The organism is Candidatus Nitrosocosmicus sp. FF01, assembly GCF_047711275.1.
Lineage (GTDB): Archaea > Thermoproteota > Nitrososphaeria > Nitrososphaerales > Nitrososphaeraceae > Nitrosocosmicus.
In genome coordinates this window covers 609,115-632,282 of the sequence record NZ_JBLNIG010000002.1, presented here as the reverse complement: position 1 = coordinate 632,282, position 23,168 = coordinate 609,115, and the positions used below count along the sequence as shown (strand labels likewise).

At 33.5% G+C, this 23,168-nt stretch carries 27 protein-coding genes; 14 read left to right on the top strand and 13 right to left on the bottom strand.

Features of this window, described 5'->3' with window-relative positions; all coding sequences use genetic code 11:
- Window positions 1-115: 115 nt before the first annotated feature.
- The gene (locus tag ACMT7R_RS08785; protein ID WP_415311265.1) at window positions 116-724 is read right to left on the bottom strand and encodes a KEOPS complex kinase/ATPase Bud32; all 609 of its coding nucleotides are present in this window, start codon (window positions 722-724) and stop codon (window positions 116-118) included.
- 55 nt (window positions 725-779) lie between these two features.
- Between ACMT7R_RS08785 and ACMT7R_RS08780 the strand changes: the two genes are divergently transcribed.
- On the top strand, window positions 780-1,127 hold the full coding sequence (locus ACMT7R_RS08780; protein WP_415311264.1) for a hypothetical protein: 348 nt from the start codon (window positions 780-782) through the stop codon (window positions 1,125-1,127).
- Window positions 1,128-1,130: 3 nt separating this feature from the next.
- Here the strand turns inward: ACMT7R_RS08780 and kae1 are convergent, their stop codons facing one another.
- Complete coding sequence (gene kae1, locus ACMT7R_RS08775) at window positions 1,131-2,159, bottom strand: KEOPS complex N(6)-L-threonylcarbamoyladenine synthase Kae1 (protein ID WP_415311673.1); 1,029 nt, start codon at window positions 2,157-2,159, stop codon at window positions 1,131-1,133.
- Window positions 2,160-2,161: 2 nt separating this feature from the next.
- Window positions 2,162-3,361: a redox-regulated ATPase YchF gene (locus ACMT7R_RS08770; RefSeq protein ID WP_415311263.1), complete on the bottom strand. Its 1,200-nt coding sequence runs from the start codon at window positions 3,359-3,361 to the stop codon at window positions 2,162-2,164.
- Between the two features lie 124 nt (window positions 3,362-3,485).
- Between ACMT7R_RS08770 and ACMT7R_RS08765 the strand changes: the two genes are divergently transcribed.
- Window positions 3,486-4,865 carry a hypothetical protein gene (locus ACMT7R_RS08765; protein WP_415311262.1) on the top strand — a complete coding sequence of 460 codons (1,380 nt, stop codon included), beginning with the start codon at window positions 3,486-3,488 and terminating at the stop codon, window positions 4,863-4,865.
- A 66-nt stretch (window positions 4,866-4,931) separates the two neighbouring features.
- Window positions 4,932-5,231, top strand: a complete 300-nt coding sequence (locus ACMT7R_RS08760; RefSeq protein ID WP_415311261.1) for a hypothetical protein — start codon at window positions 4,932-4,934, stop codon at window positions 5,229-5,231.
- Here the strand turns inward: ACMT7R_RS08760 and ACMT7R_RS08755 are convergent, their stop codons facing one another.
- A complete protein-coding gene (locus ACMT7R_RS08755; protein ID WP_415311260.1) occupies window positions 5,232-5,774 on the bottom strand; it encodes a 5' nucleotidase, NT5C type in 543 nt (180 codons plus the stop codon).
- Between the two features lie 613 nt (window positions 5,775-6,387).
- On the opposite strand from ACMT7R_RS08755, the gene ACMT7R_RS08750 reads away from it, so the two are divergent.
- Window positions 6,388-6,528 (top strand): hypothetical protein, encoded by a 141-nt coding sequence (locus ACMT7R_RS08750; protein WP_415311259.1) that lies wholly within the window; start codon window positions 6,388-6,390, stop codon window positions 6,526-6,528.
- 210 nt (window positions 6,529-6,738) lie between these two features.
- On the top strand, window positions 6,739-6,957 hold the full coding sequence (locus ACMT7R_RS08745; protein WP_415311258.1) for a hypothetical protein: 219 nt from the start codon (window positions 6,739-6,741) through the stop codon (window positions 6,955-6,957).
- Window positions 6,958-7,108: 151 nt separating this feature from the next.
- Here ACMT7R_RS08745 and ACMT7R_RS08740 read toward each other — a convergent pair whose 3' ends face one another.
- Both ACMT7R_RS08740 and ACMT7R_RS08735 read right to left on the bottom strand, forming a co-directional pair.
- On the bottom strand, window positions 7,109-8,923 hold the full coding sequence (locus ACMT7R_RS08740; RefSeq protein ID WP_415311257.1) for an ATP-binding protein: 1,815 nt from the start codon (window positions 8,921-8,923) through the stop codon (window positions 7,109-7,111).
- 38 nt (window positions 8,924-8,961) lie between these two features.
- Complete coding sequence (locus ACMT7R_RS08735; protein WP_415311256.1) at window positions 8,962-9,381, bottom strand: response regulator; 420 nt, start codon at window positions 9,379-9,381, stop codon at window positions 8,962-8,964.
- 229 nt (window positions 9,382-9,610) lie between these two features.
- On the opposite strand from ACMT7R_RS08735, the gene ACMT7R_RS08730 reads away from it, so the two are divergent.
- From ACMT7R_RS08730 to ACMT7R_RS08715, 4 genes are all read left to right on the top strand, one after another.
- Window positions 9,611-10,081, top strand: coding sequence for a GNAT family N-acetyltransferase (locus ACMT7R_RS08730; protein ID WP_415311255.1), 471 nt, complete (start codon window positions 9,611-9,613; stop codon window positions 10,079-10,081).
- 48 nt (window positions 10,082-10,129) lie between these two features.
- Entirely contained in the window at window positions 10,130-10,507 is a 378-nt protein-coding gene (locus tag ACMT7R_RS08725; protein ID WP_415311254.1) for a hypothetical protein, read from the top strand.
- A gap of 572 nt (window positions 10,508-11,079) precedes the next feature.
- Complete coding sequence (gene dph2 / locus ACMT7R_RS08720; RefSeq protein ID WP_415311253.1) at window positions 11,080-12,081, top strand: diphthamide biosynthesis enzyme Dph2; 1,002 nt, start codon at window positions 11,080-11,082, stop codon at window positions 12,079-12,081.
- Window positions 12,082-12,455: 374 nt separating this feature from the next.
- Entirely contained in the window at window positions 12,456-12,926 is a 471-nt protein-coding gene (locus ACMT7R_RS08715; protein WP_415311252.1) for a hypothetical protein, read from the top strand.
- Here the strand turns inward: ACMT7R_RS08715 and pheA are convergent.
- The 4 genes from pheA to ACMT7R_RS08695 all read right to left on the bottom strand — a co-directional run bounded on the left by pheA (window position 12,923) and on the right by ACMT7R_RS08695 (window position 15,939).
- Window positions 12,923-13,753, bottom strand: coding sequence for a prephenate dehydratase (gene pheA, locus ACMT7R_RS08710; protein WP_415311250.1), 831 nt, complete (start codon window positions 13,751-13,753; stop codon window positions 12,923-12,925). The genes ACMT7R_RS08715 and pheA overlap by 4 nt on opposite strands.
- Entirely contained in the window at window positions 13,750-14,376 is a 627-nt protein-coding gene (locus ACMT7R_RS08705) for an exosome complex RNA-binding protein Csl4 (protein WP_415311249.1), read from the bottom strand. Before ACMT7R_RS08705 ends, pheA begins: the two co-directional genes overlap by 4 nt.
- 59 nt (window positions 14,377-14,435) lie before the next feature.
- Entirely contained in the window at window positions 14,436-15,299 is an 864-nt protein-coding gene (gene folP / locus ACMT7R_RS08700; RefSeq protein WP_415311248.1) for a dihydropteroate synthase, read from the bottom strand.
- 220 nt (window positions 15,300-15,519) lie between these two features.
- Window positions 15,520-15,939, bottom strand: coding sequence for a hypothetical protein (locus ACMT7R_RS08695; protein ID WP_415311247.1), 420 nt, complete (start codon window positions 15,937-15,939; stop codon window positions 15,520-15,522).
- A gap of 575 nt (window positions 15,940-16,514) precedes the next feature.
- Between ACMT7R_RS08695 and ACMT7R_RS08690 the strand changes: the two genes are divergently transcribed.
- Both ACMT7R_RS08690 and ACMT7R_RS08685 read left to right on the top strand, forming a co-directional pair.
- A complete protein-coding gene (locus ACMT7R_RS08690) occupies window positions 16,515-17,354 on the top strand; it encodes a ParA family protein (RefSeq protein ID WP_415311246.1) in 840 nt (279 codons plus the stop codon).
- A gap of 54 nt (window positions 17,355-17,408) precedes the next feature.
- Window positions 17,409-18,041: a hypothetical protein gene (locus ACMT7R_RS08685; RefSeq protein ID WP_415311244.1), complete on the top strand. Its 633-nt coding sequence runs from the start codon at window positions 17,409-17,411 to the stop codon at window positions 18,039-18,041.
- Between the two features lie 37 nt (window positions 18,042-18,078).
- On the opposite strand, the gene ACMT7R_RS08680 is transcribed toward ACMT7R_RS08685, so the two are convergent.
- A complete protein-coding gene (locus tag ACMT7R_RS08680) occupies window positions 18,079-18,882 on the bottom strand; it encodes a sulfurtransferase (protein WP_415311243.1) in 804 nt (267 codons plus the stop codon).
- 99 nt (window positions 18,883-18,981) lie between these two features.
- On the opposite strand from ACMT7R_RS08680, the gene ACMT7R_RS08675 reads away from it, so the two are divergent.
- Window positions 18,982-19,416, top strand: coding sequence for a hypothetical protein (locus tag ACMT7R_RS08675; RefSeq protein ID WP_415311241.1), 435 nt, complete (start codon window positions 18,982-18,984; stop codon window positions 19,414-19,416).
- Between the two features lie 16 nt (window positions 19,417-19,432).
- Here the strand turns inward: ACMT7R_RS08675 and ACMT7R_RS08670 are convergent, their stop codons facing one another.
- The gene (locus ACMT7R_RS08670) at window positions 19,433-20,224 is read right to left on the bottom strand and encodes an SDR family NAD(P)-dependent oxidoreductase (RefSeq protein WP_415311240.1); all 792 of its coding nucleotides are present in this window, start codon (window positions 20,222-20,224) and stop codon (window positions 19,433-19,435) included.
- Between the two features lie 66 nt (window positions 20,225-20,290).
- Window positions 20,291-21,304 carry a lysylphosphatidylglycerol synthase transmembrane domain-containing protein gene (locus tag ACMT7R_RS08665; RefSeq protein WP_415311238.1) on the bottom strand — a complete coding sequence of 338 codons (1,014 nt, stop codon included), beginning with the start codon at window positions 21,302-21,304 and terminating at the stop codon, window positions 20,291-20,293.
- Between the two features lie 109 nt (window positions 21,305-21,413).
- Between ACMT7R_RS08665 and ACMT7R_RS08660 the strand changes: the two genes are divergently transcribed.
- Together ACMT7R_RS08660 and ACMT7R_RS08655 are read left to right on the top strand one after the other, a co-directional pair.
- Complete coding sequence (locus ACMT7R_RS08660; protein ID WP_415311237.1) at window positions 21,414-22,181, top strand: ATP/GTP-binding protein; 768 nt, start codon at window positions 21,414-21,416, stop codon at window positions 22,179-22,181.
- Window positions 22,171-23,154 (top strand): homoserine kinase, encoded by a 984-nt coding sequence (locus ACMT7R_RS08655; protein ID WP_415311235.1) that lies wholly within the window; start codon window positions 22,171-22,173, stop codon window positions 23,152-23,154. The genes ACMT7R_RS08660 and ACMT7R_RS08655 overlap by 11 nt, the downstream gene beginning before the upstream one ends.
- The last annotated feature ends 14 nt before the right edge of the window (window positions 23,155-23,168 follow it).

The window sequence follows — 23,168 nt, the reverse complement described above, 5'->3', positions numbered from 1 at the left end:
CATTGCTATGAATGTGAAATTGATTTTTGTCAAGACCATTTTGTTCAACACAAGGAAAGAGGTTTGTGTAAAAAAATTATACAATAATATACAACAAACAGTTTAGAAAATCCTTTTATGAGGCAGACCTAGAATATCGACCCCTTTTTTCAATATCGCCTACCGTCTTAAATATTGAAGATGCAACTTTTGGGTAATTTTGGTTATATCCATTACAAAAGTTTTCATATGATTCATCAAATACCTCAACGTGAATACTACTTAATATCTCTTTGAATAACCTGATGTCCGCAGCCTTATCCTCGTAACGTTCAGAAATAAAAGACAGACCAAAATCTATCAAGCTAAGTACGCCACCAGCAGATACAATAAAGTTAGAAGTTGTAATATCACCATGAATTACGTTGTTTAGATGCAAAGTTCCAATTATTTTCCCTACTGTAGTACAGTATATTGGTGAAAAAACATCCTTGAGCGTATTGCCCCGGATGAATTCCATGATAATTTCGAAATTGGATATATCAATATAGTAAATGAAAGGAGTGTTTATTCCAAGTAGTTTTACTTGAGATAAAATATTTGCTTCATGAAGAGTTCGTTGTTTCCTTAACGGGATATCTATAGATGGATGACGATAATCTTTACGTATTCTTACCTTTGATACGCCATGGTTTCCGTACCAATCGATCAAATACAATTCTGATTCGGCACCCCTTTTTAACAAAGTTCCATCCCTAACCAATAGATAATTTTAGTAATGTGTCAGTACTTTAAAAATTATGGATAATACTTCACAATCCCCCAATAAAGAAAAAGGAATCTTATTCGAGGACTGTTCAGAGGATACATTAAAGAGCGGGATTCTTACTTTAACAAACAAGAAACTGGCTTTTGAGAAGACCAAAGGTCGAATTGCTACATTATCTAAAGAAATGCTTGGTGAAAAAATAGATTTTGAACTTAAAAATATATCCCAAGCAAGATCTGAAGGCAGAATTATCAAGAAACTAGTTATAGAGTTACGCAATAGTGATCAAATATACAAGTTTGGAGTATTAAATCCAAGTAATTGGGCTAAAGAAATCACATCGCAAATAAATCAACAAACTAATAATAATAATCAATAGTACCTACCTCCATGGAATGTATACGCTATCGAGTCTCCAAGATTGGTTTACAGAAGCATTTTCTGGCATTATGGAAGACGATTTATCACTAGAGTAAATCTGCGAACCAGTCCAAGCGATTTGTGCTCCGTTATCTCCACAATATCTTAGTGGACAGGAATGAAAAACAGATCCATGGGTCATGCATGCAGAATTAAGCATTTCAGACAATCTTTTATTAGCAGAAACGCCTCCGACAATTAGGAACTCCTTATTTCCGGTAAACGCTAGTGCACGTTCCACAGCTTCTACAATGATTGAAAAAGCAGTTTCCTGTAATGAGAAACAAATATCATACAGGTTGTTCGATTTATCATCAATCAAAGATTTGACCGAACTAAGTAATCCTGAAAAAGAGACATCATTTCCTTTAATAATATAGGGCAAAGTGTGTAAGCAACTGCCTTTTGAGAGACCGGATAGTTCCTCTATTTTGTTGCCACATGGAGAGGCAAAACCCATTTTTCTCCCCACTTGATCAAAGAGCTGACCCAGTGTAATATCAAGAGTCTCGCCGAAAATCCTCCATTTATTCTTGTAGTAAACAAGCAACATGGTATGGCCACCTGAAACTAAAAGTGTGAGCGGATTATTTGAATTGGTAAGTTTAATCCCCAATTCTAAATGTCCAACTGCATGATTTACGGGTACCAGAGGTATGTTATGAAATGATGCTAGTGATCTGGAAACAACTGCTCCCACTCGTAAACAAGGGCCCAATCCTGGCCCAGCAGAATAAGAGATAAGATCGATGTTTTTAATACTGATTCCAGCTTCCTCCAAACACTTTTTTAATATGTCTGTAGCTACCTGGGAGTGGTGTTTTGAGGCATCCCTTGGATGAATCCCCCACCCTGCGGATGCTTGATAAATATCTCTTGTTTCCGACAGAATGAATCCGTCTTCAGGTGCACTAGAAGGTCTTTCCTTATTATATTCTACCACGGAACACCCAAACGTATGAGCAGTACTTTCTATTCCTAGACACAGCATACTCATTTACGACCAGTATTGGCTACTATCTTTACTATGTCATTATTTCTTAATATATGGTCAGCACCTATTCGCTGTTTTGTTCTAGCATCAATTGCATAAAGGAAGCCCTTTCCCAAGTCGTTATGGATGAGAAATGCCAAATCTTTAGCAGTTGAATTATCCGAAATAATTCTAGCATCAGGCAAAACATTTCCATTCTTATCAGTAAATTTGTATTCATCTTCTACCGGATAAACGACGATCTTCTTTAGTGCCTGGAAACAAGCATGATTTAGAACTTGTTGGATACCCGTTGAACCAAACTTTGACAATACATGGGATACCATGTTTAAAGCACCAATTTGTTCCTGGGAAAGTTTTTCGTTTCGTTTGATTTCGAAATTGGAATCTCCGGGTAGATAATAGATTAGATTCTTAATGGAAGCTCTTTTCAAAAGTAGCTCAGCTTCACATACCGTGGGAAAGAAAGGTCTTCCAAGGTCTTTTAGTTTTATAATATTAGAATCAGAGGCAGGCAGATCCGCTTTATTCGCTGCTATGACAATTGGTTTAGATTTGATACGAATTTGTTTACTTAAGGATAGCAAATCATTCTCAGTCCATTCACTAGGTTTTTTTGTCAATCCAACTTGATCCATAGAGTTTCGAATCAATTGTTCACTAATTGACAGGCCGGAGAGTCTGTTGGATATAACAGTTTCCACCTTTTGTTTTAGATTTTCACTTTCTCTAACTAATTTTTGCCAATCTCTTAAAATAATGGAACGTATCCATAGATCGAATTCTTCTTCCACGAATTGGATGTCAAGAAACGGATCGCCTTCACCAGATCTGACGGATTTGCCCTCCTCATCGGTTGATCCAGATATATCTATTACATGGATCAAAACATCGGCCTGACGTGCATCATCTAAAAACTTATTTCCCAATCCACGGCCCAAATGTGCTCCTGGCACTAATCCAGCAACATCAATCAACTTTACCGGTATGTATCTGATTCCACTAATGCATTGGGAATTTACAGGATTATCAGCTACACCCAATTCGGTGCAAACACACTGAACCCTTACAAATGCTACACCAATATTAGGATTAATGGTAGTAAAAGGAAAATTAGCAATCGGAACGGATGAATCAGTGGCTGCGTTAAAGAATGTTGATTTACCTACATTCGCCTTACCCAACAATCCAATTATCAATAGAAATAAACCTGCGAAGGATTGGAATATATATTTACTTTGTATAAGTATGATTCTTTTTACAAACCAATTTGAGTATATCAAAACATTTATCATTCGAACGGTATAGCAAGTTTGAATTTTAATGGGTGGGATTATTGCAGCCTGTAGAATGACTGATGATATTAACAACGATAAATCAATTTATCAAGTCTTTCGCGGAATGCAATTACTTCAGCATCGTGGTAAAGCATTTTGGAAAATTAGTTCTGGAAATTTTGAGGTTAGCGGATATGGATCCTTGCCAGCATTTGATTTAATTCATGAAAAGGTTTTGAAGCATCAAAAGGATCCAATGCGTGCTATTGTGGGCCATTTATCAAAGAAGAAACCAATGACCAAAAGATTAGAGAAAATAAATTTTGCTCTTGACGGATTTTTCATTGATCTGGATAAATTGTTGTCGCATCCTCTAATGAAACGTAAGAATTTCGAACCCCTTAATCAAGTTCACTTTATTTTTAAAGATTTACTGATAATGAGAAAAGATCCTTACAAGGCCGCAGAATTCCTGGATAGGCATTTGAGGGGAAATTATGTCATAAATATAGATAATGAAATTTATATTTTTAGAAATAGCACAGGATTTAAGCCTCTCTTTTTAGGAAAAGACGAAAGTCATAATGATTTTATTGTTACTTCTGAAAATTACATTGAGAGTTTCTTTCCGTTCATAAATCTAAAAGAAATCAATCCTGGACAGCTCATACGCATCAACTCTAATTATGGAATGGATATCTTAACTCAATTAGACAAAAACAGAATCCTGATGGACCCATTCGAGTTTATTAGAGAATCACATGTGTCAAGTATTTTCAACAATAAGAGCATCTATTCGATTAGAAAAAATATAGGGAATGCTCAAGCACAATTCTTGTCTGGCAAGATTGCTGAAGCGGACATCATTCTAGCCGAACCGGATTATACACGACCCATGGCATTGGGGTTAAATCAAGGGTTTAGGAACAGCAAAAGGAAAATTGAAATGATTGAAGGGATAATAAAAGACAGGTATGATGATTCTGACCCAATGATAGATTATTCAGAACAAGTAAGTAAGAACAAATTACTCTCCAATGGTAAAACACTTAAATTTATTATAGAACCTGTTACCAAAAATAAAAAAATACTTTCAATACAAGGAACGATACAAACAGGTGGTACAATCATAGAAACAGTTTTTTATTTGAAGAAATCTAATGTAAACAAAATACATGTATTGGTAAGTTACGTTCCTACTGTCGATGGCAGGCAGGTTGGATTATATACTCAACAAAAAGATCTTATAGGCAGAAAATATATCGGCAAAATATCCTACATAGATGATTTGAATAAAGAAGTAGCTTCCGAATTGGGAGTTGATTCGGTATTCTACAATTCCCCTGAAATTCTAGCCAAAGGGATTGGCGTACACGAAAGTCAGTTATGGTTCCCCGAATGGATACGATTCTTGGATTATAGATAGCGAAATGAAAAATATTTCTTATACAGAACTTTAATAGTTAATGCAATATAGAATAGGATATTATTGTTGAATTTGAATAGAACCAAAGTAATACTGGACAATAAGTTCGAATTTGAAGGAAGAGTAGTGAAGAAAATCGAACTTAGGGAGTATGAAAAAAAGGATAATAACATTTCAAAAGAATATGTATTAAAGATATATTTAACGACTGAAAACGAGGAAATAGAGTTGGATTATCTTGGAAAGCCTGTCTCAAATAATCAAGTATTTGACGATGTTTGCAATTTTCTAAGTAACTATAATGGACTAACCTCTACTATAAATAGAATATTTATTGAGTTGGATGGGAAGTTAAACTGTGGATAATCACAACAAATTAATTAATTGATTTAATCTATCAATTCTAACATACGACGTCAGTGATCTATTCCAGGGCTGATCAAAAATGATTATTCTCTTAGGAGACAGAATTTCCTTTGCATTAATAGGAGAATCATCCACCAAAAGGAAGAATGGAAAGTGGTTCTTCGATGTATCATCAAAAATAAAAATGATGTCGCTAAACGGGATTTTGTAAAGGTCGAGCCAATAAGAAACAAAAGGCATAGTGATGCGTTCTCTTTTTGTGATAATGGAAATCCTGAATCCAAGGTCAAGTAGTTGACTAGTTACCTCAGCGATATCATTACTAGTTGGAGGAATATCTTGCCATCGGTTTTTCCAAACGGTTATAAACAAATTTGAAATTTCTTCTTTGCTTATGGGCAATACATTATAAATGTGCCAATCAGAAATATCATCTTTCTTAAAATCCGTATGGAACCTGTTATTATATTCTTCCAACCAGATCTGCATTACATCGGCCAAAACGGAATCCAGGTCTAAGGCTATAGTCCTATCTGCCACCATTAGATATGACTAAGCAACATTTGGATAAATAGATATGCAGATTCGATCTTGTCTTTCAACTAAATGGGACCAATGACATGAAATCAGAAGGCTTAATTCAACTAGTATAGAGTAATTACAGTTAATCCTTAGGGTTCGATAAATAAATAACAAGTTTGTTTTTCAAAACATTGTATTCAATATATAGTATTGAAGCATAACTACAGGGCCATATCTAGAAGTGTCAGATAACCTAATATTGATGGTAGCCCGATCCATTTTCTAGTACTTGATAATGTTTATAGGAATCTTAATCTCTAGATAAGGCTGCAAAGTATACAAAGATAGGTTGATCCAAAGTGGAAATGACCCACAAGGAGCTTGAAGGTCGAAAATTAGTCGGCAAATCGGAGAAAAAAGTATTTTTGAAAAAGTTTACAATAAAATATAACTGAAACAGGTTTGAAGGTTTTAACTTGAAAGAATAAGAATTGCAAAACGGTTGAGGCATGTAAAACAGAGGTATTCTTAAGGAGACTAGGTCAAATCTCAAACTTTGATGGGAAATAATAGATAATAATGCACTTTTCAATAATTTTTGGGTTTGATTGATATGGTGTGCTTTATGGTGCTTATGACCTTTAGTGGCACAGCACATAATCCAATAGAAAGTTCAATCACAAGTGGATGCCTCAAGTGGTGGGTAAAAATCGGATTCAGGGGCAAGTACGGAAACAAGAACAACTGGCAATGTGGATATGCAGGGCAGAGATAGGATAGGCATGGTGGTGAATTTGGCTTGCGGGTGTAGATATAATGGTTTTTGATTATCGCATTTAACTTACTAATAAATTACAAGAATTGATATATAGTTTACAACATCAAATTCAACTCAAAAATTTCCCGATATAGTATCATATTGAAAACTAAGATTGAATTCAATAAAAATATATTTAATTTCAATATACGAAAAGATAATCGCAGAATGACTAAGAAAGAGATGGCAAAGATTTTTTTTATTGCATTGATTACTGGGAATATTATGGGGGTAGTTTTAATTCAAATATTTGAAACACTCACTCTAACTAGTATTATAATCCTTGAAATTTCACTCTTAATAACTATAGTTTTGTTATTTGTTGCCAGCAAGGCATGGAATAAACGATTGGAAAAATCCAAGCATGAGAAAGAGAACAACCAATAGAGAATTTCGTCAATTTTAGTCAATTGATTTATTGAAAATATGTCGTTTGGAAGAGATTTGTTATCTGGTAGCTTAATGTATGAAACAGAATTGCAATAAAGGGATAACATTTCGAAATTTGAGCGGTATAGTTTGGATTCCTGTATGTTTGTCATTGTTGTGGTATACTAAAGTAGAAAGTGGCACCACTATCATGATTATTGACGGCCCAAATTTTTCCTCCATGAGAATTAATAATGCTTTTGGAGATAAACAATCCCAAGCCAGTTCCTTCAAAGGATTTAGAAGCAAATTTAGTAAAAAGTCTAGGTAGAATATCCTTATCGATACCTTGTCCTGTATCTTTGATGCTTACTACCACATAAGTAGTGTCAGTAGTAGAATCGCGCTCACTTTTTATCATAATTTCAACAGAACCTTTTTCGGTGAATTTAACCGAATTACTAAGAAGATTGAAAATGACTTGAGTAATTCGGTTCTTATCAGCAAATACGAAAATATCTTTAGGTTCGTAACTAATTGTCAGATTTTCGAGCTGCTCAGGATTACTGCTTAACAATTGGGCCTTTATATCGCTTATAGAAGACTGTATTATGTCATTAAGATTAAACTGTTCTTTATTGAGCTTTAGTGATTGGCTTTCGATTTTGGTAATATCTAGAATATCTGAAGCTAGTCTCCTTAGACGTTTTGCATTTCGAATTATGGAACTAACTTGTTCCCTATCAACCATAACCTCTGTCTTACCTTCCTCAAATTGCCTTTCAAGATATATGGCATCTCCAAGAATTGGCATAATTGGAGTCCTTAATTCGTGAGCGGCGATATTGATAAATTCTTTTTGCATCTTGTCATGAATACTCAATTTTTCATTGGCCGATTCCAATAACTTGTTATACCGGAGCAAAGAGTTATTCGCATCTTTTAATTCAATAGTTCTAGAATTCACGGCCGATTCTAATCTCTTGTTCCAAGATAGGATCAAGAATGCGATGCCCAGAGCTACGGCCCCAATAATTAAGATCATCAATGTGCTAAAGTTTTTCTGATTATTGATCAATACACCAACCTCAGCAGCCAATTGATGAGGAGAACTAACAAACAATGTCCATAGATACTTTCCACCAATGAAAACAGGTTGATAAGTAAGAGTAGTTTTATTACCACCAAACAGAATCAAGTCTTCAGCTCCTGCAGAACCTTTTAGTGATCTGGCCAATAGGGAATTATAAGGTCCTCGAATTTCTTCCGGGACGAGAGATTGAAATTCTTCTCCAAGGTAATATTTTCCGATTAGAGAAGGATTACTTCCATAAATTATAATACCATTTTTATCCATCAATCCAACATTTCCTGCAACCTGTGGTGCCAATTCACTCTGTAAGAAACGTCCAAGTTCATGTATTTTTATGGAAGCCACTATTACTCCTTTAAATACTTCATTAGATCCTTCCAAAACGGGGAACGAAATATATAATCGAGGAACTTTGTCTATTGATTCTATTGCACTACTGTAGTAACTAGCATGAGTTTCTTTAGGAATTACAAAATATTCTCTATTGCTCAGGTCGATACCGCTGTATGAAGCAATTATGCTAGAGTTAACATTGCTAATGGAGACGATTTTACCATTTTCATCTATCCAATAATAACCTTCGGTCAACGATCTTGTGGAGTTTTGAACCGCATCCATAATAATACTGGTTCCCTCAATGTTACTATAATTGACAATTTTAGATAATATTTCCAAGTTAGTAGAAACAGGATCGATAATATGTAACAAAGTCTTTGATAGACCGTCTGTTTCAATTATAGCATTGGATCTAATATCATTAGAGGCAATTTCCCCAATTTGATCCGCTGTCAGACCAGAATAATGATATGATAGTATAGATAATGAAATGCCGACACCGATTACGAGAATTAGTAAAAAGATATTGATTCTGGATAATACTATGCTTAGCATTTAAAAGTTAATCTATACATATGGTTTGAGATCTTATTTCAAGCGGCCAACATCGATTTGATTTTGAAAATCAAATCATTCATGTCAATTGGCTTTATTATAAAATCTTTAACATCAATAGAAGGAAGCACCTTTGTAAATTCATCTTTATTTATTTCAAATGCAGTTATAAAAGCTATTTTGGTGTTAGGACGCATTTCTTTTATATGCCTATATAACTCAAACCCATTCATTCGAGGCATGCGAATATCAGTAATAATGACGTCATAATATCCTAGTTCATGATTCTTAAAAGAATTCAACGCATCATGTCCACTCGAAAATACTTCGACTTGAAATTCATTGGTTATTTCTAAATCTCTCTTAATAATCCTAAGAATATCTTTCTCATCATCTACTACCATAATTCTAGCCATCTTATTCTTATAGGGATTGTTAATTTCAACTTCGGATGTCATGGATACTATTTTTACACTAATAATTAATTAAAGGAAATGTATTAATTAGCATTTCTAAAGAATTTGTACTTTCATTGTACGAGTGAATGAAATAAAGACATTCTATAGTCTGATTCTAATAGTAAATGTGTAGACTAATAACAATTCAATATTTTTTGTAAAGGATTTGATTTTAGCCAACTGAAATATTAGACAAAAATTTAGAACAAACAAAATGGTAAAGAATATTTTGAATAATATTAATGTAAATCTATACATGTCAATTCTAATTAGAAAAATTAAGGAAAGAGATTTTGAGAATGGATTCTTTGAAACTCTTTCCAATTTAACCACGGTAGGTGACATTTATTCAAATGATGAACTTAAGAAAGAGATAATACGCAGAGTTCTGGAAAATCAAAATCATATAATAATAGTTGCGGAAGATTTAGAGAGTAGCAAAATAATTGGCACAGCTACACTATTAATTGAACAGAAATTTATCCACAATGGAGGAAGAGTTGGTCATATCGAAGATGTTGCAACAAGAAAGGGATTTGAAGGAAGGGGAGTGGGAAGAGAAATGATTCACAAGTTGACAGAAATTTCAAATGAACATGGGTGTTATAAGATCATTCTTGATTGTGACCCAAATGTGGTGAAATTTTATGAAAAATTAGGGTTCGTGAAGAAAGCCATAACGATGCGAAGAGACCTTTAACGCCAAATATGGCGTAAGATATTTATTGAATAAGACATGTGTTAACACATGGAAGACGATGCTCATCCAGACGTTTTAAAAAATAGACCTCTTGAGAGGATTTTTAGAAATAATATAGCTAGAATTGTAGATTTTTTTATAATAAATCAACAATTCAAGTTCACATCAAAAGAAATAAGTAAGCTTAGTGATACTCCATTGAGGTCTGTTCAAAGAATTCTGCCCCATTTAGTCAAGAATAAAATCGTGATTGAAAATAAATATAAAGGAAGGATCAAGAATTACGAAATAAACCATAATTTTAAATTAGTAGAGATTTTAAGACTATACTCGATAGAAACGATCAATCTATTTGTTGACGAAGCTATAGAAAAGGGCAAGGAGAATACATTGGTAATAAGTGACAATATGTTGGACACTCGTTAAATTTCAGAAACCATAGTCCTCTGATCCCATATGTATAATAAACTAGTTTAATGAGTAATCAAATTTTTGATTAGTATCTCGCTATAACTATGATTGCCTCATTAAAGTATTTTTGGAAACCCCATTAATAACTTGATCCTAGATTTGGATACTTTGAAAATAGTGAAAATAGTAACAAGAAGGATGATTTGGTTTGTTTTACAAATACTAACTACCTTTTTGTTCTTATCATCTTATTTTTATTGTACTCTGTCTAAAACATCGTTCTTTAATTAAATAGAATGTTACTGTTTCGATTTGGGAAGTTATAACCTCGCGCCCCGATAAGGAATTTATTAAATATTACAAAAAATATAGAAGATTGACTACCCCTGTATATCGAACCTCTAGTAAATGGCAATCATCTCTGGAATACGATGACACCAAATTCTAACAAGCAATTGTAAAACCCATGCAATTCATACTAAAAATGAAATTGCTCATAAAGAAGAATAAATATCTCAACCTGGGATGTTTGAAATACATAAAAATATTAATGAATAAGGTCAATATGATTCAAATAGATATTCAATATGATTCAAATAGATGAGGATAGTATTTTCAAAATCATTAAATCAAAGAAGCCTCATTCCGTGGCTCTAAATGGTCCTGAACCATTGTTACCAAAAATTCAAAAAGTTTCCGAGAGTATCGAGGAGAAATTCAATATTACTTCCTATATTATTGGCGATAAAAGTTGGGGTTCCTGTGATTTAAATACTCAAGCTGCGAATATGCTGGGTGCAGATATATTATTTAACATAGGACACACGATTAGTTTAGAAAGTTTTGGCGAAAAGGTATTTATGATAAACGCTTTTGACACCATCAGTTTTGATAAAATTGCATTAAAGTGCGCAAATGAATTAAAAGGACAATATAAGACAATTTCATTAGTAACAGATAGCCAGCACTTGCACCAGATCGATATAGTAAAAGAAATATTTGAAAAGAATGGCTACAATGTAGAAATAGGAAAGGGAAAAGGCCAATTGAATGATGCACAAGTGTTTGGTTGCGAATTTCATCCTTTATATAAAATAAAAGATGATATCGAGGCATTCATATTTCTCGGTCAGAGCAGATTTCATTCGATAGGCGTAGCTCTTTCAACGGAAAAACCAACATTTATGCTAGATCCTTACTTTGAGGAATTCACACAAATAAATGAAGAAGCAGAAATTATGAAAAAAAGAGCAATTTTGTCGGTGTACAAGGCACTCGATGCTAGAAAAATTGGAATAATAATTGGTCTCAAGGAAGGACAATTTGCAAACATCAAAGCTTTAGAATTTAGGAAAGAACTGAAAAAATTGGGAATGAATACACAGTTGCTAGCTTTGACGGAGATTTCGAATGAAAAACTCGAAAACTTTAAAGAAATTGATGCCTTTGTTCAGGTTGCTTGTCCGAGATTGGGTACTGACAACTTTTTTTCGAAGCCAGTACTTTCGGTTCCACAAGCATTAGCGTTAATCAAATTATTGAAAAAGGAGCCTATCGAGGAATTTTTCAAACTTCAACATTGGCTATAGATCCATTCATCAAAAATCAGGATGTAAAATAGAAGAATTGTATAAAATTATAAACGAAAATTGTTTGCTTCTTTAGCATTGTCAAATTTTGCTACTTATTATATAGGCCCGCTCGGAAAAAATATACAGGTTATACAAATTATTTTCATCTTTATGGACTAGCATTTAATGATATTTGTCATATAAAGAACAGAGAAACAAATAATCAATCAGAGTCCAATTACAATAACAAGACGTCGATAGTAAGGGGGGCCATCATAGTCAATGTCGTCTATTTATTACAATCCTCTGGACTTTATGAAACCGCGATTTGAATGATCTATTTAGACTATTGTAAAGATTATATTAAATCAATTGACTAGATAAACCAATTTATGGTAATTATCTCAAGAAGACTTTCTTTTGTAATTTTTTTTGTTGCGGGTTTCACATTTATTGGTATAGGAATTGTTTCAATTGTCGATTCTTATATTCCGAGGTTTGTTGAAATAACTGAAAAGATCGATCCAAATCAAACAGAGATTTTTACACCCGATATGAATGCGGGCAACATAGCAAATATCTATATCAATGGATCTGGATCAAGAGTTTCGGTTATGGACCCAAATAATAACTTGATATTAAACGAGACAGACATCAATGGAATTTTTAATGAAACTATTAAATCGGAGATCAATGGAAAATACAGGATTCAAGTTGTTAACGATGGTAGTAACATATTGAATTTGAATTTAGGTGCAAATTCAAAGGCGAGTCCGATAGCATTCAGCGGCCAAATGATGCTCATCATAACTGGAATAGTAATATTAGGCCTCGGTATTAGAACCAGGATGCAATCTGATTAATTTATCTCGGCCCTCTTGTAAGACCCCAGTAGCTTGAAGAATTTAACTATGTTCTCAATGGAAGAAAGAGAGTCAGAAATTCTTTTTTCGTTAGTATTACCCTCTAAATCCACAAAAAAATAATATTCCCAAGGTACATTTTTTGTAGGTCTGGATTCAATTCTAGTTAGATTTATTTTTCTCGTTGCAAATTCTTTGAGTATCGAATATAATGAGCCTGGAGTATGAGATATAGAAAAGATTACGGATATCTTGTCGTGATCTGGTTTATTTTCATATGTTTTTGATATTACAAAAAATCTGGTATAGTTATTAGAATTGTCCTCTATATTTTCATCTAATATTTTCATATCGTATATTTGAGCTGCACGTTTACTTGCTATAGCTGCTGCGTCATACTTCAGGGATTCTTTAATAAATTTAACAGAGCCCGCTGTATCGTACATTGGAATAGATTCTAATGATTTTGACTGAAGGTATCTCCTACATTGAGCCAGAGCTTGAGGATGAGAATAAACAGTTGAAATATTTTCTACAGTTGAAGTCTTATTAATAATTAAACAATGGTGTATTTTTTGATATATTTCCCCTATCACAAAGAGGGGTTTTTCTACTAATAGATCATATGTTTCATTTACACTACCTTCTGTAGAATTTTCAATTGGTACAACGGCCAAATCGACTACAGAATTCTCGACTCCATCAAATAATTCGCGAAACGACTTGAAGGGAACAAAAGAATAATTTGGAGTTGGAAATTCGATACTAGCGGAGGTTTCGCTGTAGGACCCAGATTCTCCTTGAAAGCCTACACGAAAAGAACTCATAGTTTGAGAAATTGTTTATCATATAAAAGGGTAAATGATTCCTTCCCGTAATCGATGGAAACCTTTCTGTCCTCAAAATTACCACAGAAATTGCATTTTAAGCCTCCTGGAACTTTAGTAAACTCATTGCCGCAAGAAAAGCACATGGTATAGACTACTCCCAAGTCTTTTTCATCTAATGTCAAATGGATAGAAGAATTCAACAAGCTATATACTCGTCCTCTGATTATATCTCCCACTTTGAAAACATATTTACCTCGGTAGTTTCTTTCACGCCAATTTGAATTATAGTTGCCACCAGAATAAGATATACGTGTAGAAGCTATTGCTGAAAAGCCAGATTTGGTAAGCTTTTCATTAATATAAAGTATTCTTACAGATATCATATTTCCAAATAACATATCAATATAGCCCACTACAACATCACCTATTTTAGGGATCATTGGAGGGTTTTTCTGTTTCACATTTAATATACGATCAGAATAGTCTATTGCGGAACCTCCAATAACTGAGGCTCTGACATCACCTTCATCAACATATGTATTTTTGCCTGCATCAAATTCCTCGATTACAGATAGCAATATACCCGGAGTAACATGATCGATATCGTGAACTTTTCTCAAACTAAATCTATAATCTTTAGTAACTTAATAGTTATAATTGTTACAATTTGATTATTTTCCTATCTACTTAGCACTTCAAGCATTTCTAGTGCCTGCCTAGTTTCTCTTACACTGTGAGTTCTTATCAAAGATGCCCCATGAGTTGCGCAGTGCATCTCAGCTATTATTGATGGAATTAACCTGTTTTCAACTTTTGATCCAAACAATGCGTGGATAAAGGATTTTCTAGATATTGAAACACAAAGCGGAATCCCAAGAGACCTGAATATCTGTATATTTGATAAAACTTCCAAGTCACGGACATACCAATCCATCCCTTTGATTCTTGAGAAAAATTGGTTATGCCCACTTTGTCTAAAAAAACCAATAGAAGGATCTATGATTAAATTATCTGTGTCAATTTTAGATTTCTGTGCTATCATGATGCTATCTCGCAAAAGTGATAAAGTATCTTTTGCATCGCCCCCATAATACGAATTTTCACTGTTAGATATGTACGCACCGAGAATAATGGGTAGATTATTTTCGTATACAAGTGTTGACATTTTAGTGTCAAATTTCAATCCAGTAACATCATTTACCGCATCTATTTCCAATTTCAATAGAGATTTGACTACACTAGAGCGTGTGGTATCTATTGAAATAGGGATATTACTAATTTGCCTAATTGCGGACACGGCCTTATACAATCGTCTTATTTCAAGCTCCGCTGGAATCATTGTTCTAAGATAAGGAGCAGTAGACATGCCTCCAACGTCAATTATGTCAACTCCAGCATCTTCCATCTCATATAATGTATCCTGAATTTCATTTTCAGTTTGTTTGATCGAATTTTCGTAAAATGATTCGGGACTGATATTAATAATCCCCATGACCTTGACAGATTCTTCAGGATTGACAGAAGTATTACCTATAGTCGTCAACAATCAAAATAACATTGATTGTTTTAAAAACATTCATTTACATGTTTTAAACTCATTAATAAAATTCAAGTTATGATACTACAAGTGAATCGACCAAGATTAACGCATATTTATTTACTAAATATCAATGTGAGTTAGACAACGTTTACGTTTATTATATGAAATCCATCATATGGTTCTTTTTAAAAAGATAATATCAGTATCTTGTAGATTCGAAAGTTCATGGCAATTTTGTGAAGGCCGCCGAAAAGAAATCAGCAACAAGAGGAATTACTTTTTGCATGATGATATGATCAAAATCATCTGTGCTCGGATCCAAAGTGAAGATTAATAGATATTCCAATCTATTTTTTTGATTTGTTATTGGAACTGTAATCCTAAGTATTTTTTCATAAAGGGAACAAGTATAATTTAGTTTTCCAAGTAGATCTTGCCATCTCAATCTAGTATATTGTCTTGTTGATGCAGTAATTGCATATTGTTCAGTTTCTTCATCATTTAAAAGCGGAATTATACCTTCTCGCTCTGCAGTTGTAAGTATCAGGCCATGCTTATCAGCAACACCTACGAATCGAATTCTCTGGTCTATTCCAACCAATTTCTTGCATAGGGTACTAAATTCAGTAACATTGTTTTCCATGATTATTGTTATTGGAGTTTCAGCTCGGCAATATTTTAATTTTTTTATAAAGGATTTGTCCTTGTAATTCGACGCTAATTATTCTTGAAGCAGGTATCCTTTGAAAATGCTCCGAGACTAAAACGAATTCTTCTAATGTAATTCGCTTAAAATTCTCATAATCTCTATAGGTCACAAAATAAATCGTAGGATTATCGGCGTAAATTGCTTTACTAAAAATCTCCTGCAATATACCCTTTCTAACCATAAGACATCGATATTATCAACATGGAAAGTAACTCAAGTAAATACTTTCATGTTTATTTTTAGGTAAATAATAATTTTATGATATTTATTGTTGTATTTATTTTCTATATTTTCAGAGGATTTGAACCACATTTGACATTTCATTTTGAAAGTACAAATAAACCAGCAAATCAGTTGGATCGTAATGGACTTGTCGACTTAATTTCTCAAAAAAAATCAAGAAATATTAAATTTTTCCGTATCAAGCCAAGTGATACAACTTGTATTTTTCATGGAAATTCAAAAGATTTAATATTAAACTTTAAAGTAGAATAATAGGCAAACTTAGTATGACTCATTGTATAGCAATACATTCCTATAAGGGAGGTACAGGCAAGACAACAATAGCTGCAAATGCAGCCGCACTACTTGTTCAAATGGGTAAGAAGGTTGCTATACTTGATCTTGACGTATATGCTCCAAGTTTGCATAATTATTTTAAAATAAACCCCAAGAAATGGATAAACGATTTTTTAGATAATAACGCAGATATCTATGAATCCATTATTGATATGACTCATTTACTTTTTCCAAAAGGACAGGAACAATCTAAATCCAAAGGAAGACTTTATGCAGGATTTTCAAATCCCAGTCGAGATGCAATATTCAAATTTGAAATGGGTAATGGAACGGACTATTGGAAAAAACAGTTCAGGAAATTGGTTTTCCTTAGAGAGCAAATAATCACCAAACTTGATACAGATTACATTATAATAGATACTAGTCCTGGAATAAGACATTGGTCGATTAATGCATTATCAATAGCCGATAAGTTAATTCTAACCATGAAAATGGATGATTTGGATATAGAAGGGACTAAAAAACTGTTGTTTGAGATATATACAACATTCGTTCGATTTGGTGCAATCTCATATATTTTGCTTAACAGAGTGTCAGGATACTGCATTCCATGTGATGTGATTGATTCAAATCTCGGAGAAAACCAAGACCATAAAAAAGTTTTGGAAGAATTACATGATGCAACAGGAGCAAACTATCTTTCTCCTCTACCTTGCTACTGTGATATACAATTCAGTCCCAGGGAATTTTTGACTGTTATCAATAATCCAAATCATCCATTCTCGTTGAAACTAAAAAACATCATCAGTGAAATGACAAATAAGACCTGAAACTGCAAATATTAATTTTAAATTAGAGAACATATTACTAGGATATACAATAGAATGAGCAAAAAGAAGAAAAGCACGGAAACTGATGCTAATAAAAATAATACAGCTAACAAAGATTCCAATAATGACGGGAGTTATTTTGCAAGAGGAAGAAAGAAAAGGAAACAATATTTGAAAATCATACTCCCTGCTGTTGCAGGGATAGTTGGTCTTTCAATTGTATTGGCAATATTGTTTCCAGGTGATAATGTCGCGGCTAGATATGGGGACTTGGGCTCTGCACATGAACATGCTGCATTACTAATTAGTCTAAATGGTACGGAAGTTGATCTGGCACAACAGAAATACATGGTAAGATCGAACTATATACATGTTGAAAGTTATAACGGCACACTGGATGGAACAACTCTGCATAAGCATTCATCGAATGTACCATTAGGAGAATTCTTGAAGAGTATTAGAATGGATATATCAAATGGATGTTTTGTTACCGACAATAACCAGCGATATTGCGATACTGGCGGATATGAATTAACATCTTATGTTAATGGCAATGAAACTAATGACATTATGAACTATGTAATAAATGATGACGATAGGATCTTAATTACATACGGTAATCAAAATTCAACTGAACTTGACAGAGAATTCGAAAAATTGGAAAATCTTCCAATAAATAAGAAATAGCAATTAATCATAAACCCCTCCAGTGATGGGCAAAGTACTAACCCCGCTTTTCTACAGGAAGATTGGGGTTATTCCCCCATTCTCCCCAAGATCCTAAATACATTCTTACATTTTCATATCCGAGATGCTTTAAAACAAGATAGGTATTTGCAGCTCGATACCCTCCCTGACAATAAGTGATTATTTCAGTTTGATTAGATATAAATGAGTAAAATTTTTTGAGTTTGTCGAATTCTAAAAAATTTTCATTTTCAAGATTGTGAATCCAATCAATATTTTTTGATTTAGGAATGTGTCCTCTATGAAATGCACGAACAATTATCCCGAGATATTCAGCCTCTGATCTGCAATCTATAATTACTACATCCTTGTCGCTATTGATACTGTCCTTAACGTATTGAACATCGGCCAAAACGCTCTTGTTTATCTTGTAGTTACTCTTGTTATGCTGGAATTGGTTTGTAGTTGTTTCAGTTGGATAGTTAAGATTCGTCCAATACTCGAATCCGCCATCTAATATAAACGCATTTTGAAGTGAAAAATAATTCAGCAACCAGACTCCTCTTGATGCGGTTGGCCCTGAAATGCGATCATAAAAAACTACATGACTTGATGAATCAATGCCAAGATAATTTAACAATAATTTCATTTGTTTATTAAATTGAACAATTCCCTGTCTTGTAGTATCCAACCAATGAAATTGCATTAGATCGATGTTTACAGCACCGGGTATATGACCCTGGGCGTACTCATTGAAGGCTCTAGTGTCAACAAGTATTAGTTTAGATTGTAAATGATTCATCATATCAAATAAAAAACTACTGTTTAGGATGGTGTTCAAGATCCTAATTGAGTATATCCAATAATTATTACTTTCTCAACAAAAATTGATTGAAAAGGTTTTTAATAAAAAGTACTAGAGTACATAACGAGGCAAGATATGACAAAAAGAGCGGCAAAGGCGAAATCCGACGAGAATGGGCTACCTGATTGGGCAGATAATGAACTAAAGAATGCAATTTTTCAGCCACTAGACACAATAAATAGAACTGGCTATTTTTTAGACATTAATGAACAAAATAAGAAAGCAGATATTCAACTGTATGAATCTTTGCCAGACGGCAGAACAATAGTAGAGGAAATAGAAATATCAGATGACGTAAAAACGTCAGAACTTATGAAAGGATTTGTGTATGAATATAAAATAAAGATTTCAAAAGCTAGATTAAGTGATCAATTGTGTGAATTACTGAAAGCTCGGTATCAAATCGATATGGAAGAGATATTCAAATTTGATTTAGAGAGCGCACAGATGATGGATGTAGAATCGGATTTCAATCCCAGTGGCAAAGATGATGAGGAAGATGAAGATTAGAAATTTAAATTTCAAACTAAATTTTTCGAAACTGATGTGCAATTATTAAATCTGTTAAGGCTGGAAAACAGGATTTAAAAGGAATGGATAATCCGACTATGGTAGGAACATGAATTTGGAATAAACCAGATTCAATGGAACTCAAAACAGCCTTAGAAACCTTTTCAGGATTTAGCATGTATTTCATTGGATATTTATGATCAAAATATTCGTTATTAAAAAAATTGGTTTTTACACCTATTGGACTGATTACAGAAACCTTTATCCCGGTTTCTTTCAACTCACGGTTTAAGGATTCTGAAAAGCCTAACATGGCAAATTTTGAACCACAATAAGCTGCCATTCCAGGTATACCAAAACTCGCTGCTAGAGATGCAATATTGATAATGTGGCCTGAATTTCTTTTTATCATAGAATCTAGAAAGATTTTTGTAAAATAAATCATACCAAAATAATTAGTGAAACTCACCCGTTCTATTTCTTCGATAGACATCTTTTCTACAGGTCCAAATAGACCAACGCCTGCGTTATTTACTAGTATATCAATATACCCATATCGATCATGAATAACCTCCCCTAGATGTTTAACTTCTTCTTTTCTTGATACGTCACAAGAGATTGGAAGTATCTCAAAGTTCTGTTTGATAGTGGAAGCAGTTTCATCCAATCTAGATTGATTTCTTGCAACCAAAATTAACGTCCTTAATTGAAATTTCGAAAAATCGTGTGCTATACATCTACCTATTCCACTTGATGCCCCCGTAATTAAAATAATCTTATTTTTCAGTAGATCATGCAATATTCCCATGTTATGAAGAGGAAGTTAAATTATTTAAAATGTGATATTGTATGATTTTTGTGATTTAAATTAATATCATGATTGAGATGGACTGGAGGATGAATAATTTGTCCGCAAAGTCAATCTCATTAGTGCAACCCACATTATTACAAGAGGAATATAATAAGAAGCAATTCTCCAAGCAATTATAACGTTTAATTGATCATTGTCATGTAGTATATTCCCAATTTGAGAGAAATCATTTAGGTGATTTATATACCCCCATAAACCCCATTCTGCTAATCCAGAACCACCTATTGTAATAGGCAGTGTACCCAAAATGGTAGAAGATGAAGTAGCCATAAACGATAGAAATAAACCTATGTATGAGTCAACCGAATGCGTCAACACTAAAAATGAAAGCCCATGAAAAACAAAGGCTATTAAAGTAATTGCAATTCCTACTGAAAATATTTTTACAGATGTGAAGGAGCCAAAATTTTCTCTGCTCATAACACACAAGTCATCCAAGGCCTTATTAACAGAATTAATACCCCTTTGAGCTTTTTGATCAGATACAAATTTTCTTGCTAATCTTAAAGAGAAGGCTGGCAATTGAATATTTTTTTTTGCTGAATAAATCAATATAAAAAACCAAAATCCAAATGTAGGAGTAGCTATTGATATAACAATTAACCCGATCAAAAGTGATCCATTTGCTATGGCAATAAATCCAGCTATGAAAGCCAAAATCGTTCCCACAAATACATCTGCAATGATTTCCATTGTGGTTACCCATGCCGCTCGTCCAGCTGGAACTCCACTTTTGGTTAAGAAAGCAATCCTTACAAGTTCCCCTCCAATATAAGAAGGAGTAGTTTGTGTGACAAATTCTCCTGCTAATCGGGCATAAATAATCTTCCAAAATGAACTGACGTTTTTCCCAATAAATTTTCTGACGAAATAGTAGAACCTAATTGCTTGAAGAAAAATTCTGGCCATAGTTGCTACAAAGGATAGTATAAATGGGATCACACCCACTGATAATACATCATTCAGCGAAACTGGTGTAAATAAAAAAATAAGCATCATGGGTATAATGCTTACCACTATGAAAATTACCCGCCAATTCAATGTATATCAACTAGATTAAGAGAAGGAATATAATAATCATACAAATATAACAATAAAATTACAATAACATCTAAAAATTATTTAAATGCATACTATTTTCGTTACTGGGACAGCCGGATCAGGAAAATCATTACTAACAGCAAGATTATTGGAGTGGTATCACAGTCATGAAGTATCTCCAATTTCGATTAACTTGGATCCTGGAGTATCCAAATTACAGTATGATCCAGATATAGATGTTAGAGAATTGGTTGATTTTTATTCAATAATGGAAGATTACAATTTGGGACCAAATGGTTCGCTGATATTGGCTAACGATTTAATATCTACAAAAATAGATGAAATTCAAAATCAAGTTCAAGAACTTAATCCTGACTACGTAATAGTAGATACACCTGGACAAATCGAACTATTTGTATTTAGGTCTAGTGGTCCTTATTTTGTTTCAAATTTTTATTCGGATAGCAAGGTAACGCTATTTACCATGGACGGCACGTTAGCAACGTCTCCTATTAGTTACGTTTCACTAATATTTCTAGCACAATCAATTAAGTTACGTTTAGGCATTCCTCAAATTAATGTTCTTACAAAAAGAGACAAGATAATTGAGAAATTGCCAGAAATTGTGAATTGGTCGAATTCAATTACTTCACTTCAAAATTCATTAAATCTTGAAAAAGATACAGAGCAATCTTTACTAAGTAAAGATATCATAAAAACACTTTATAAGAGTGGAAATATGCTGAGTCCTATTGCAATGTCAAATATTACTATGAATGGAATGGTAAACTTATCGGCAGCATTATCAAGAATATTAACGCATGGAGAGGAGGGACACAACGATGAAAGTTAATATAGAGACGAAATTTACTGAATGTACGGCCCATGCACCAGCTTCTACGGCCAATTTAGGCCCAGGATATGATGTATTTGGATTGGGCTTGGATGCGTTGGAGGATATTGTTACCGTAAAGATCAATAAGAGCCCAAAAACTATCAAGAATAATTTAAAAATAATTACGAAGGGCCATGGGAAAAAGAATATTCCAAATGATCCTGATTACAATACATCAGGTATAGTTGCAAGAAAAATCATATCTGATTATAATTTACACAATTATAGGTGTTTGATAGAAATTGAAAAAAATATACCCGTAGGATATGGAATGGGCAGTAGTGCTGCATCGGCAGTGGCAACCGCAATTTCCTTTAATTCTTTGTTTGGACTAGAGATGGATGAAAACAAATTATTAGATTATTCTGCTGAAGGCGAATTGGCTAGTGCCGGGGTAAAGCATTATGATAACATAGCTGCATCTCTATTTGGAAATTTTGTAGTAGTTAAAACATATCCAAGATTAGAATTTATCAAAATCAAAGCACCTAAGGACTTGATAGTAGTAATTTGTGTTCCTCAAATTAAAGTTCCAAACATGAAGACTGAAGTTTCCAGGAAAATAATTCCTAGGAAAGTAAATTTAGAAAAAACTGTTCACAATATTGCAAATGCTTGCTCAATTGTTGCAGGATTTTGCAATCAAGATATAAATATGATATGCAATGGGATCAATGATTGCATAGTAGAACCTGTTAGAAAAAAAATGATTCCGGGCTACGATGAACTAAAAAAAAGATCCATGGAAGAGGGAGCAATGGCATTCACAATTAGCGGAGCCGGACCTTCGAGTATTGCCTTTTCGAATTCAAGGAAAAAGAGTTTACATTTGGCAGAGGTCATGAGGGAAGAATATAAAAAACTCGACATTAAATGCGAAACATTTTTAAACAGACCGAGTAATGGTTCAAAAATAGTTTCAAAAAAATAGAAAAAATCCAGAAA